This is a genomic window from Nonomuraea sp. NPDC003709 (assembly GCF_040610775.1).
In the GTDB taxonomy this organism is placed as follows: domain Bacteria; phylum Actinomycetota; class Actinomycetes; order Streptosporangiales; family Streptosporangiaceae; genus Nonomuraea; species Nonomuraea angiospora_A.
Window position 1 is genome coordinate 194,842 of record NZ_JBEXMW010000017.1, and the last position, 13,385, is coordinate 208,226.

Here is a 13,385-nt window from a genome sequence, read left to right on the forward strand (position 1 = left end):
CCAAGGTGTCGCGGCGTCAGTCCATGAGACCGAGCTGGCGACCCGCCCGCAGGGCCAGCCAGACCTCCGCGAACGCGGCGGTGGACGTCAGGTCGCGGCCCGTCAGCTCGGCGAACCTGCGCAGGCGGTAGGCCAGGGTGTTGGGATGGATGTGCAACGCGGTCGCGGCGTCCTCGGTGCGCCGGTCACGCTCCATCCAGGTCCGCACCGACGTCAGGAGCTGGGACCCGTGCGCGGAGTCGTAGGCGAGCGCCTCGCCGAGCACGTTCTCGACCAGCGCGGTGAGTGCCCACGGGTCGTCGGGCAGCCACCGGCCGGTGGTGTCGTCGCCGTAGTGGATCAGCGCGCGCCCCGACTCGGACGCCGAGGAGGCCGCCCACACCGCCTCCCGCTTGGGGATCTGCATGGACTCCCCCGGCGGGAACGGCCTGCTCATGCCCGCCGCGACGCCCGGCAGCGCGGCGATCGCCGGGCCGAGGGCGGGCGAGCCGAGCACGTAGCGGTCGTCGCCGCGGCGCAGCATCAGGTGCGGCGCGTCGTCGAGCGCCCGGTGGATGGCCTCGTCGGGCACGTTCCTGATCACGAGGAGGGCCAGCTCGGCCTCCACGGGGATGCCCATCCTGACCAGGCGCCGCCGCGCCGCGGCCGGGTCGAGGACGTCCTGGAGCAGCTCGGACAGGGTCTCGGCGCCCTGGCGGCGTAGCGTCTCGCGCTCGTTGCGGGCCATGGCCACCTGCAGGGCGGCCACCGTGGCGATGTGCTGCACCACGGCCAGCCCGGCGGGCCTGGCCCCCTGGCGCTCGAAGGCGACGAGGAAGCCCGCCGGACCTCCCGGCGCGGGCACGGGCAGGACGAAACCGCCGGGGATGGTGGGCGGCGCCTCCGGCTCGGAAGGCAGCACCGCGACGTCGGGCACCGGCACCCCCGGCAGCAGCGGCCGCCCCTGCGGGGTGCACAGATAGACCTCGTATCCGGACAGCCGCTCCAGCCGCTTGAACAGCGTCGCGCTGTCGAGATCCTCGGCCGCCAGCCAGCGCAGCGCCCCGAACACCTGCAGCTGCGCGCCGAGGCGCTGCCTGGCGTCCTCCTGCACGGCCGCGGCCACCTCCTGGGCGATCGCGATGAACGGCACGGCCAGCGGCACCTCGAGCACGGGCATCCCCCGCTCCTCGGCGGCCTGGATGAACGCGTCGTGCAGCGGGGGCACGTGCAGCTGCGCCGACAGGGCGAGCGCCGACACGCCCGCGTCGTCGAGCCGCTCCAGGTAGGCGCGCTGTCTGGCGGCCTGGCGCGGGATCGCGATCCCCGTCGTCATGATGACCTCCGCGCCGAGCAGCCACGGCGTGGGGTCGTCGAGCTCGCTGACGTGCGCCCACGACACCGACCGCCCCAGCCCCGCCTCACCGGCCAGGAGCCGTAGCTGGAGTGCGGGAGAGCGCAGCAGGTCCTCCACGGACACCTTTGTGGTCACCCACAAAGGATATGGCGGGTCTTGAGTGCTGCCCCGATTGAAGGTTGGGGGTACGGCCTTCACACTCGGTAGTCATTCGCCCCTGTTCGGGAAGGCACGGCACCACATGAGAAGAGCACTTGCCATCACCCTCTTCACCGGATTGGCCCTCACCGGCTGCGCCGCGCCCGAGGAGACCACCACGGCGGCCGCCCCCAAGACCGAGATCGCGGCAGGCGCGAAGGACGAGGCGGCCGCCCAGCTGCTCCCGGCCGACATCCGGCAGGCCGGCAAGGTACGGGTGGCCTCCGGCGTCTCCTTCCCGCCCATGGAGTTCTTCGACACCGACAACAAGACCGTGCTCGGGTTCGACGCCGACCTCGGCAAGGCGCTCGGCGAGGTGCTGGGCGTGGAGTTCACCTTCGAGAACGTCAGCTTCGACGGCATCATCGGCGGCCTCAACGCGGGCCGCTACGACCTCGGCCTGACCAGCATGCTCGACAAGAAGGAACGCCAGGAGCAGGTGGACTTCGTCGACTACCTCAAGTCCGGGTCGGCGCTCATGGTGGCCAAGGGCAACCCGCAGGGCGTCAAGGAGACCCTCGACATGTGCGGCAGGAAGGTCGCGGTCGAGAAGGCCGCGACCGGCGACCTGCTCGTGGACGACGTCACGAAGAAGTGCGCCGAGGCCGGAAAACCGGCCGTGGAGAAGGTCCCCTTCCCCGACCAGGCGAGCGCCGTACAGGCCCTGCAGTCCGGGCGGGCCGACATGGTCGCCGCGCTCGACCTGACCCTGGCCTACAGCGTGAAGCAGGCTCCGCAGCAGTTCGAGGTCGCGGTGAGCGCGATCGACCCGCTTCCCGTCGGCATCCCGGTCCCGAAGAGCAAGCCGCAGTTGCGTGACGCCGTTCAGGCCGCGCTGAAGAAGCTCATCGCGAACGGGACCTACGACCAGCTCCTGGCCAAGTGGAACCTGCAGGCGCAGGCGTTCAAGGACGCCGCGATCAACGCGGGCGCATGACCGAGCCGATCGTGCCGCTGCGGCGGCCCGGCCGGTGGGTGGCCGCCGCGGTGCTCGCGGTGCTGGCCGCGATGGCGGTCAGCTTCGTGGTGACCACCCCGGCGCTCCGGCCCGACCTGGTGGCCGGCTACCTCTTCGAGCGGTCGATCATGCGCGGGCTGCTGCTCACGGTCGAGCTGACGGCGCTGGCCATGCTGGCGGGCGCCGTGCTCGGCACCGCGCTGGCGATCATGCGGCTGTCGGACAATCCGCTGCTGCGCTGGGTCGCCGCCGCCTACGTCTGGCTCTTCCGCGGCACGCCCATCCTGGTCCAGCTGCTGTTCTGGTTCTTCCTGGGCGCCGTGATGCCGCGGATCAGCCTCGGCGTCCCCTTCGGCCCCGAGTTCTTCTCCGCGCCGGTCAACGCGCTGATCACCCCGTTCACCGCGGCCATCCTCGGCCTCGGGCTGAACGAGGCGGCGTACATGGCCGAGATCGTCAGAGCGGGCATCGGCTCGGTCGACCACGGGCAGCGGGAGGCCGCCGAGGCGCTGGGCATGCGGCCGGCGCTGGTCTACCGGCGCGTCATCCTGCCCCAGGCGGCCCGGGTGATCGTGCCGCCGACCGCCAACGAGACGATCTCGATGCTCAAGCTCACCTCCCTCGTGCTGGTCATCGGCCTCCCGGACCTGCTGACCAGCGCCCAGCTGATCTACGGCCGCAACTTCCAGCAGATCCCGCTGCTGATCGTCGCCAGCCTCTGGTACCTCGTCCTGACCACGCTGCTGACCTTGGCCCAGTCACGGCTCGAACGACGGTTCGGAGGCCGATCGTGAACGAACTGCTCAGCGCGCGGGGCGTGCGCAAGAGCTTCGGGAAGGTCGAGGTGCTCAAGGGCATCGACCTGACGGTCCACGCCGGCCAGGTGGTGTGCCTGCTCGGCCCGTCGGGCTCGGGCAAGTCGACCTTCCTGCGCTGCGTCAACCACCTCGAACGGCTCGACGCCGGGGAGATCTGGGTCGACGGCCACCTGGTCGGCTACCGCCGCTCCGGCGGCAAGAAGTACGAGATGCGCCCGCGCGAGGTGGCCGACCAGCGGCGGGACATCGGCATGGTGTTCCAGCGCTTCAACCTCTTCCCGCACCGCACCGCGCTGGAGAACGTCATGGAGGCGCCCGTGTACGTGCTCGGCCGCCCCCGCGAGGCCGTCCGGCAGGAGGCGCTCGACCTGCTGCGGCGGGTCGGCCTGGAGGAGCGGGCCGGCCACCTCCCCGCTCAGCTGTCCGGGGGCCAGCAGCAGCGCGTGGCCATCGCCCGGGCCCTGGCCATGAAGCCCAAGCTGATGCTGTTCGACGAGCCGACCAGCGCGCTCGACCCCGAACTCGTCGGCGAGGTCCTCGACGTGATGAAGGACCTGGCCGGAGCGGGGATGACGATGGTCGTGGTGACGCACGAGATCGGGTTCGCCCGCGAGGTCGCCGACCACGTCGTCTTCATGGACGACGGGCTGGTCGTCGAGGCGGGACCGGCCGCCGAGCTGATCGCCCGGCCCAGTCACGAGCGGACCAGGGCCTTCCTGGCCAAGGTCCTGTAGAGGAAAGGATCCGACCATGTCACGGGGACAAGCCGTGCGGACGGGCGGCGACCTGGTCGTCGAGTCACTGGCCGCGCTCGGCGCCACCACGGTCTTCGGCGAGCCGGGGCAGCACGCGCTCGGCCTGTTCGACGCGCTGCGCCGCTCTGACCTGCGCTACGTTGGGTGCCGTACCGAGCTGAGCGTCGCCTTCGCGGCCGACGGCCACGCCCGCGCGACCGGCTCGGTCACGCCTTTCATGGTCTCCACCGGCCCGGGCGCGCTGGGCACCCTCCCCGCGCTGATGGAGTCCCGCGCGGCCGCCGTCCCCGTGCTGGTCGTCAGCAGCCAGATCCCCGCGGACGGGCTGGGCGGGCGGCGCAAGGGCTACCTGCACGAGCTGCCGGACCAGGCCGCGGCCTTCAGGGACGTCGTGAAGTCGGCCCACGTGGTGCGGACGGCCGGGCAGATCGCGCCGGCGCTGGCCGAGGCGTGGGAGCTCGCGCTGACCGCGCCCGCGGGCCCGGTCCTGGTGGAGATCCCGCAGGACGTGCTGCTCGCCGAGACCGGGATCCCGGCGGTGACCGAGCTCCGGGTGGCGCCGAGACCGCTCGCCCCGGGGGCCGAGCTCGTCGCCGCGGCGGCGGACCTGCTGGTACGGGCGGCCAATCCGGTGATCCTGGCCGGCGGCGGGGTGGTGCGCGCCGGCGCCCAGGCGGCCCTGCTGGAGCTGGCCCAGGAGCTGGACGCGCCGGTCGCCACCACGTTCGGCGCGAAGGGCGCCTTCCCCTGGGAGCACCCGCTGTCGCTCCAGTCGTGGCTGGAGGACCGGCACCTGACGGCGTTCCTGGAGGAGGCCGACGTGCTGCTGGTCGTGGGCTCGGGGCTGGGGGAACTGTCCAGCAACTACCACACGATGCGGCCGCGGGGCCGGGTCGTGCAGATCGAGGCCGATCTCGGCAAGCTCGAGTCCAACCATCCGGCGCTGGCCGTCCACGCGGACGCCCGGGCGGCGCTGGAGGAGCTGGCGCGGGCCGTGAAGGGCGCGCGTACCGGCCGGGACGGGGCAGCGGGCCGGCCGGGAGCCCAACCGGCGGTCCAGTCGGCGGTGCGCGACGTGCTCGGGCGCGTCGCCGCGCGGCTGGACGCGCAGGACCTCGCGCTCGAACGGTCGCTGCTCGCGGCCATCGACCGCGCGCTACCGGAACAGGCCCTGAGCTTCTGGGACATGACGATCCTGGCGTACTGGGCCTGGTCCGCCTGGCCGCGGCCGATGGAGTCGGCGCAGGGCGCGGGCGGGCTCGGCTACGCGCTGCCCGCCGCGCTCGGCGCGGCCGCCGCCACCGGCGGGCCGGTGCTCGCGGTCAGCGGCGACGGAGGAGCCATGTACGGCCTGGCCGAGCTGGCCACGCTGCACCAGCACCGGCTCGACGTGACCTGGCTGATCGTGGACGACGGCGGCTACGGCATCCTCCGCGAGTACATGACGGACGCGTTCGGCGCCGCCACGGGGACCGAGCTGGCCAGGCCGGACTTCGCCGCCCTCGCGGCGGCCTTCGGCGTCCCGGCCCGGCGCACCACTCCGGAGGACCTGGAGAGCGACCTCGCGCGGGCGCTGCGGACCCCGGGGCCGAGCGTCGTCGTGCTGCCCGCGACCCTGCGCATGTTCGCCCCCACCCACCTGGCGGGTTAGCTCTTGCGGAAGGCGTCCGCGTGGTCCCGCGCCCACTGCTCGAACGTGCGCGGCGGCCGTCCGAGCACGTCCTCCACGGTCGGGTGGACCGTCGTCTCGTCGAGCGTGCCGTCCACGAAGAACTGGAAGAAGGCGTCGACGTACTCGACCGGCATGCCCGCCTCCATCTCGGCGCGCGCCTGGCTGTTCGTCAGCCCTTCGCACCGCAGGTCCCGGCCCAGCACCTGGGCGAGAACGGCGACCTGGTCGGCGGGCAGCAGCGCGCGGGAGCCGGTCAGCTCGTGGATCCGGCCCTCGTGCTCGCCGCTCAGCAGCGCGCGGGCCGCGACGGCCGCGATGTCGTACGGGTCGACGGCCGCGACCGGCACGTCGGCGAACGGCACCCGCACCACGTCGCCGGCCTCGAGCTGCGGGAGCCAGCGCAGCGCGTTGGACATGAACGACCTGGGCCGCAGGAAGGTCCAGGCCAGACCCGACTCGCGCACGTCCCGCTCCGAGAGCGTCATGTAGCGGGAGACGGCGTTCCCGAGGTCCTCCAGCGCGGCCGAGCCGCCGGACAGGAGCACGACGTGCCGCACGCCGGCGTCGCGGGCCAGGGCCAGCAGCCCGGGCATGTCTGCGTAGCCCGGCATGAGGAACAGCCCCTGGGCGCCGTCGAGCGCTCCGGCCAGGCTCTCCGGCCGGTTGAGGTCGCCGGTCACGGGCTCGGCGCCGGCCGGGAGGGCGGCGCGGCGCGGGTCCCGGACGAGCGCCCGGACCGGCCGGTCGGCCGAGGCCAGCGCGGCGACGAGTTCGGAGCCGACGTTGCCGGTGGCGCCGGTCACTAAGATCATGCCGCCAGCCTATCGGGGGGTCACAACCGCCGGATGCAGGTGACCGACGGGTAAGGGTCGGGGCCGGGCAGCAGCCCGTACTTCCTGGTGTCGGTCGTCACCGAGTAGTCGGCCGGGCGCTTGCACTCGAACTCGATGCTGACGTGCCCGACCACCTTCCCCCACGCCTTTCCGCCCTTGCACGGCGTCTTCTTCAGGCCGCCGACGATGGCCGTCTCGGTCCCGAACACGGTCTTGCGCTTCTTGGTCTTCGGCGCGGTCAGGCAGCTGCCGGGCTCGTACCTGGGGCCGACGTCCGTGGCGTCCTCGCCGGGGCCGACGCAGACGTACGAGCCGTTCCACTTGTAGGCGTACGACCAGATCCTGCGCTCGCACGCCTTCTTCGTCCTGGTGAAGGAGCGGATCCTGCCGGGGCCGTGGGCGTCGAAGCAGGCCCGTTCCTGGACGTCGCCGTCCTGGATGAGCGTGCAGTCGCCGGCCTTCAGGACGCCGCCGCCCTTGCCGGGGTCCCCGGGATGCGGGCCGACGCGGTTGCGCAGGCAGGCCGTCCGGGAGCCCGCCGGGGCGTCCAGCCAGCCGTCGGAGTCGGGCGGGCACTTCGCGGCGCCCTCCCCCTGGGCCACCAGCCGGATGATCCGCACGCCGGCCGTCGCCAGGGTGCAGTCGACCGGCGCCGGGACCTGGGTGTCCGGTTTGGGCACCCGGACGTCGAGGCAGAGGCCCTGCGCCCAGGCGACCGGCGCACTGGGGGACGGCGTGCCGGCGGACGGGGAGCTCGTCGTGGAGGGGGTCGTTTCCGCAGGCCCGTCGCCGCTGCACGACGTCAGGGACAGGGCCGCCGCCAGCCCGCCGATCACGATCGAAGACCTGCCGCCCACGAACCGTCACCCCCGCGCGCTCGCCCGTCGCGACGATCGTCGGGCACGGCCCGCACCGTGACAAGACCGCTTGCCCGATAATTCGCGAGATCCACGCATTTGTCGGTCAGGGCCGCTAGGTTCGGCGCAACAACAGCGGCAGGGGCACGGAAACCCCTGCTCATTCGAGGTTTCATGCCCGGATTCGGGCGTCTGGAAGGCGGGAACCGTTGGGTTGGCTGGCAGCGGGCGACGGGTACGAGGTTGCCCTGATAGAGGGCCGGGTGGCGGCGCGAGCCACCTCCGGCCGATCGGCGGGACGGCAGCTGAAATCGCTGCCGAAGGCGTTGCGTGACCACCCCGAGGTGGACCGGCTGCGCCGCTTCGCCGAGTGGCTCGACCGCCACGCCGTCGCATGCGTGGCGCAGGCGGACCTGTGGATGGTGTCGTCCCTGCCCGTGCCGACCGGGCTGCTGGCCCGGGTGTGGCCGGACGAGGCCTGGCAGTCGGCGCTGCGCGACCTGGCCGTGGTCGGCGACGACCCCGACGAGGTGGGCTTCCTGCGCGACGCCACCGAGACGGGCGAGCTGCGCGTGGTCAACCTCGACGGCGAGACCGTACGGCTGTCGCCGCGCACGGTGACGCTGCCCCACCCGGTGCTGCTGCCCGACCTCGACGACCTGCGGGAGTTCGCCGCCGAGCTGGGCGTGGTCCAGAAGGTCGAGCAGATCCACCGCGCCACCTGGCGCAAGCCCGCCGACCTGGACGTCAGGGCGACGACCGTGACGGAGTTCTCCGGCGGCACGTACGACTCCCGCTTCGGCTTGGCCGCGCGGGCCACCACGCTCGGCTACCGGGTCACCGGCGGCTACGCCACCTGCCGGGTCCGCGACGCCGGGGCCATCACCGAGGCGAGCGTCTGGATCGGCGAGCCGTACTGGGAGGACGAGGTGAGCACGGGCGGCCTGACCTGGCAGGACCTCGACGGCAGGACGCTGCCGCTGCGTGAGGTCGGCCCGGTGGCCTGGTCGGAGGGGATGCGGATGGCCGCGGCGCTGTACGCGGGGCGCAAGGTCGAGGAGGGCAAGGACGCATGAGTGAGCAGCTGTTGAAGGCGGGGGCGATCCTGCCGCCGGACACCGAGAGCGCGGTCGAGGGCGCCGTGCCCATGACCGCCCGCCGCTACCGTCACCCCGTGCTCGACGACCGCGTGGTCGTGCGCCTGGTCGCGGGCGAGCTGGGCGCGGCCGAGGACCTGGCCGCCGGGTTCCTGGGCCTGGCGCCCGACGGGGAGCCGGCGGTGGTCGGGCTCGGGTTAAGGCGTTCGCTCGGCTTCCCCGAGTGGGTGCTGGTGCACTACCCCGGCGACGGGCAGCACGCGCTCGCCGTCGTCCCGGAGCTGGAGCGGATCTCCCGCCAGGCCAAGTCCAAGCCCAAGAACGCGCTCGACGGCTACCACGAGCTGGCCCGCCGGCTCGGCGCGTCCGTGCCGCACTTCCTGCCCACGTTCTACGAGCAGGCCGGGCGGGTGTTCATCGGCGTGGAGAACGCCACCTACGCCTCCCAGATGTTCTCCAGCGCCCGCAAGGCGGAGGCCGAGCACGGGCTGGAGGTCGACGAGGACCGGCTCGACTCGGTGTTCCTGGAGTTCGCGCTGGCGGGGGCGCTGCCGGTCAAGGTGCTGTCCGGTTACGCCAAGGAGCTGGCCGCCCGGGTGTCCGCCGACGAGGCGCTGCGCCGCTTCTCCCAGCTGTGCGTGCGGCGCACCGCGGGCGGGATGCCCCCCTCCGCTCAGATGGCCACCGACCTGCGCCGCCTGGCCAGGGCGGCCGGCGTGGACGCCGACGCGACCGAGCAGTCGTACCTGCGCGAGCTGCTCGCCCTGCCCGCCACCCTGCGGGCCGCCACCGGCTGGTGGAAGGCCCATCGCGCGGCGATCGGGGCGCTGGGCGCGCGCGAGCCCGAGGTGCGCGCGACGCTGCTCGCCGTCATGCCGCAGAGCCACGACAACGACGTGCCCGGTGTGTGGCTGGACGTCCTCGAGGCGGCGGGCGCCGTCGACGAGCTCGTCTCGGGCCAGGCGCCGGAGGACGGCGCGTCGGGCTGGCTCCGGCGCTTCCTCACCACCCGCAACGCCACCTATGGCCTGCCGCCGCGGCTGCCGGTCCTCTACACGCTCGTCGAGCGGGCCGCCGACCGGCTGCGCGCCGAGCTCGCCGGCACCACGACCCGGCTGACGGACTCGTACGACGTCGATCTGCTCGACCTGTTCCTCGCGCTCGGCCTGCCCGTGGCCGACCCCGGTGAGGGCGACTACCTGCGGCTGGAGCACTGGGCGAAGGGCGAGGGGCAGCGCGACCTGGCCGCGCTGGCCGCCGACGGCCGGTTCACGGCGGCCTTCCAGCGCTCTGCCGACACGTTCACCGGCGACTCCGACGGGCTGCGCGCCGTCCGCCTGCTGGCCGCCTCCGACGGCAGCCGGCCGATGCTGGCCGAGTGGGTGCGCAAGGTCTGCGCGCGGTCGACGTCCGCCGGGCTGCCCGAGCTGCCCGAGGCGCTGCGGCGGCTGTCCTGGCTGCCGGGCGAGGCCCTGGTCCTGGCCGAGGACGAGGTACGCCAGGCCGCCGCGGCCGACGTCTCCCCCGTGCTCGCCCGTACGCTGCGGACCGGGATCTTCGACGAGCTGGGCTGGCCGGCCTGGGACGAGGCCGCCGCGACCCTCGTACCGAGGAAGGACGTCGACGACATCGTGGTCGCCGACGCCTGGCCGTATTTGATCGCGGCGGGGTCCCGGCAGGTCCGCGTGCTCGATCGCGAGGGCGCCGTGCTCACCCACGACCTGCGCGTCCCGCCCAACGACACGTATAACGACCTCGGCTACCACTACGTCGACGGCGACCTGTTCGTCTACTGGCAGTCCCGCACCGCCGACTACGCCTACCGCGGCTATTGGCACACCTCCGCCGACCGCGTCCACGCCGTCGAGAGCCAGAGCGGCAGCACCCGGGGCACGCGCATGGACTGGTACCGCGGCGACGACGCGGTCACCCTGGCGCTGCCCGGCGGCGGGCGCACCACCGGGCTCGGCGTGGTGCACCCCGGCGACACCACCGTCCCCCTCGAACGGTCCGTGATCACCGACGGCACCTCCTACTGGGTGTGGACCTGGGACGGGTCCGACCACGACACCCTCGGCTGGCACGAGTACGACCCGGTCAGCGGGGAGCACGGCAGGAAGAGCATGCCCGCCTTCCTCACCGACATCCCCGCGGGCACGACGTTGCACGGGGGCTGGCTGCTGCCCGCCCCGTCCGAGGAGGCGACCCCGAGTGCCGTGCCCGTGGGCGGGCTGCTCGGCTGGCGGGTGACGCGGCTGCCCGACGGTTCGCTGCGCGGCGAGGACCTGTCCGGCCGCGCGATCACCCTCCCGCCCGACGGCGGCAAGCCGGCGCGCATCCTGACCTTCCCCGGCACCGACCGGCCCGTGGCCGTCCTCAAGGGGAGCTACCGGGTCGAACTGGTCGATGCCGAAGGCGTGCGCGTCTCCACCGCCAAGACCGACGCCGCTCCCGGCGCGTTCGGCGAGGGCACGATCATCCTGCCGCCGCTGCGCTACTGGCACCACCTGCGGGCGAGGGACCCCGAGGGGTCGGCCGCCCTGCGCGAGCTCGGCCCGGACACCGCTTCGCAGCTGCTGGCCGCGGCCCCTGAGGAGGACCTGCCGGCGCGGATCCGGGAGCTGCTGCCCCAGGTCAGCCATGACGGGCTGGTGGCGGGCATCGCCGGGATCGTGCGGTTCGCCGGCGCGCAGCAGGCCTCGCTGGACGCCGTCGCCGCCAGGCTCACCGAGGCCCTGGCCGGCGGACACCGCGAGCAGGCTCCGGTGGGCCCCACGGACTACGCGCTCCAGGAGGCGCTCAACGGGCTGGACATCTCCACCTCCCACTACTGGCGCCACGAAGTCGACGGGACCTTCCAGCAGATCCGGAGGATCCAGGCGCTGGCGGACGAGGCTCCGGCCGGGGTGGGCCACATCCACATCGACCGGCCGCAGCTGCCGTACTCCAGCCTGGACTGGGAGCCGATGCTCGACCACCTGGCCGCGGTGGCCTACCGCACCGGATCGGCGACCATCGCGGAGGAGCACCGCGTCACTCAGGAGTGGCTGCTCCAGGCCCTGGCCGAGGCCGGGCTGCCCACGACGGCCGACCCGTCGCGGTGGCGCCGCGTCGCCGTCCACCTGCCCAACCGGTATCTGAAGAAGCCCGACGGCGAGTGGCGCGAGGGCAACTGGTTCGGGGGCCTGCCGCTGGAGGGCGGCGCGTTCCTGGTGCTCTTCGGCCACGACTCGCCCGACGACTCCGCGACCCGGTGGACGGCGCTGTTCCACGACCCGTCCGGGCGGTTCGCCGTGCCCCAGCCGTACACGCTGAGCTCCTCCGGCCCGGTCGGCGTGGATCGGCCGCAGGGGTGGCTGGAGGCGTTCCGCGCCGAGCTGGCCGAACGCGGGCCCGCGCCCTGGCGGCCGGAGGCGGCCGAGGAGTTCGTCCGGCTCACCGGCGTCTCCCTGACGATGGCCCGGCTGGTCGTGGCGGGCCTGCCGTCCGTCGACTCGTACGAGCACTCCTTCCTCGCCAAGGAGACCCGCACCACGATCGGCGTGAAGGTGGCCGACGCCGCCATCGCCCGCGACGAGCTGCGCAAGATCGGCGCGGGGATCCGGCGGGCGGTCGTCGCCGCGCTGCTGCCTCAGGAGCCCGCCCGGCTCTGGAGCGACGGTCCCGATGTGGCCGCCGCGGCGGCCGTCTGGAACGACAGGATCGGCCACCAGACGGCCGTGCCCGAATGGCTGCTCGGCGAGGCGTCCCGCACGGTCAGGACCGGCTGGGACACCGGCCGCGCGCTGCGCGCCCTCATCGACCCGGCCGGCGAGCCCGAGCTCGGCCGCGACCTGGCCTGGGCCATCCGGGGCGACCGCGCCCACCCCGCCGACGGCAACGCCACCGGCTTCACGGCCGACACCCTGCACACGGCCATCGTGATGTCGCGCTGGCTCGCGCACCGGCTGCCCGCGGGCGACCCGATCAGGGCCGCGCTGCCCGGCGCGCTGGCCGCCGTCCGCGACCGGCTGGCCGCCCCCGGCCTGCTGCTGGACCTCGGCCGGTACGTCGACCTGCCCGCCTTCCGCAAGGCGGCCGGCACGCCCACCGAGACCGGCGAGGGGTACGAAAGGTACGGCGCCGTCCTCATGGCCACCCACGACGACCGGCCCGCGCCCGCCGTCCGCGTGTCGCTCCTGGACGAGGCCGGCGACGACCCCTACCTGCGGGCCCTCATCGGCTCGGAGGGGTCGTTCCCGGCCATGGACGCGCTGCGGACCGTCCGCGGCCCGCGCTTCGAGGCCCTGCTGGCCGACCCCGGGGACCCGCTCGCCGGGGAACGCGGGGCCGACGGCACCTGGTGGCCGCAGGACCCCAGCCGGTCCGTGCCCCACCTGGTCGTCGAGGTGGCCAAGGAGTTCGGGCTGGGCGAGGACGCCGCGACCGCGTACCTCATGCTGCTGGCCATGCCCGACCCGGCCGACCGGAACACGGCGCGGTGGACCGGCTGGAAGCCCGCCCGGCTCAAGTCGGCCCACGCCGAGCTGGCCGACACCGACCTGGTCGTGCGGGCCACCCGCGAGCGGGCGGGGCGGTCGCTGTTCCTGCCCGGCGGGTGGACGTCGCAGAGCGCGCCGCGGCTGCCGCTGGAGCAGTGGAAGCTCGCGATGTTCGACGTGACGGAGTCGACCGGGGTGCCGCTCGTGCCCGCCGAACCCGCCGCCGACCTGTACGCCAGGGCCTGGGGACGGGTGCGGGACGGCGACGCGCCGCGCTTCGAGGAGCTGAAGGTGAAGCGCGGACGCCGCCGCTGACCCTGCTCGGGGCGCGCCCTTCTGCGGGGCGCGCCCATTCCATCCACCGATGACTCAGAGGACTT

The 13,385-nt window shown here is 73.8% G+C and carries 9 protein-coding genes; 6 read left to right on the forward strand and 3 right to left on the reverse strand.

The genetic code is table 11. The annotated features are described in order from the left end of the window. Positions 1–16 precede the first annotated feature (16 nt). Entirely contained in the window at positions 17–1,471 is a 1,455-nt protein-coding gene (locus tag ABZX61_RS41745) for a PucR family transcriptional regulator (protein ID WP_355202449.1), read from the reverse strand. Positions 1,472–1,577: 106 nt separating this feature from the next. On the opposite strand from ABZX61_RS41745, the gene ABZX61_RS41750 reads away from it, so the two are divergent. The 4 genes from ABZX61_RS41750 to ABZX61_RS41765 are packed head-to-tail and all read left to right on the forward strand — an operon-like array spanning position 1,578 to position 5,716. Next, positions 1,578–2,471 carry an ABC transporter substrate-binding protein gene (locus ABZX61_RS41750; protein ID WP_355202451.1) on the forward strand — a complete coding sequence of 298 codons (894 nt, stop codon included), beginning with the start codon at positions 1,578–1,580 and terminating at the stop codon, positions 2,469–2,471. Further along, a complete protein-coding gene (locus ABZX61_RS41755; RefSeq protein ID WP_350732165.1) occupies positions 2,468–3,286 on the forward strand; it encodes an amino acid ABC transporter permease in 819 nt (272 codons plus the stop codon). Before ABZX61_RS41750 ends, ABZX61_RS41755 begins: the two co-directional genes overlap by 4 nt. Further along, positions 3,283–4,044: an amino acid ABC transporter ATP-binding protein gene (locus ABZX61_RS41760; protein WP_355202453.1), complete on the forward strand. Its 762-nt coding sequence runs from the start codon at positions 3,283–3,285 to the stop codon at positions 4,042–4,044. The genes ABZX61_RS41755 and ABZX61_RS41760 overlap by 4 nt, the downstream gene beginning before the upstream one ends. Before the next feature lie 16 nt (positions 4,045–4,060). Further along, positions 4,061–5,716 (forward strand): thiamine pyrophosphate-binding protein, encoded by a 1,656-nt coding sequence (locus tag ABZX61_RS41765; protein WP_355202456.1) that lies wholly within the window; start codon positions 4,061–4,063, stop codon positions 5,714–5,716. Here ABZX61_RS41765 and ABZX61_RS41770 read toward each other — a convergent pair. Next, positions 5,713–6,549, reverse strand: coding sequence for an NAD(P)H-binding protein (locus tag ABZX61_RS41770; protein ID WP_355202459.1), 837 nt, complete (start codon positions 6,547–6,549; stop codon positions 5,713–5,715). The genes ABZX61_RS41765 and ABZX61_RS41770 overlap by 4 nt on opposite strands. 20 nt (positions 6,550–6,569) lie before the next feature. Then, positions 6,570–7,427: a hypothetical protein gene (locus ABZX61_RS41775; protein WP_355202462.1), complete on the reverse strand. Its 858-nt coding sequence runs from the start codon at positions 7,425–7,427 to the stop codon at positions 6,570–6,572. A gap of 209 nt (positions 7,428–7,636) precedes the next feature. Between ABZX61_RS41775 and ABZX61_RS41780 the strand changes: the two genes are divergently transcribed. Then, positions 7,637–8,503, forward strand: coding sequence for a DUF4132 domain-containing protein (locus ABZX61_RS41780; RefSeq protein WP_355202465.1), 867 nt, complete (start codon positions 7,637–7,639; stop codon positions 8,501–8,503). Then, entirely contained in the window at positions 8,500–13,320 is a 4,821-nt protein-coding gene (locus tag ABZX61_RS41785; RefSeq protein ID WP_355202468.1) for a DNA-binding protein, read from the forward strand. The genes ABZX61_RS41780 and ABZX61_RS41785 overlap by 4 nt, the downstream gene beginning before the upstream one ends. The last annotated feature ends 65 nt before the right edge of the window (positions 13,321–13,385 follow it).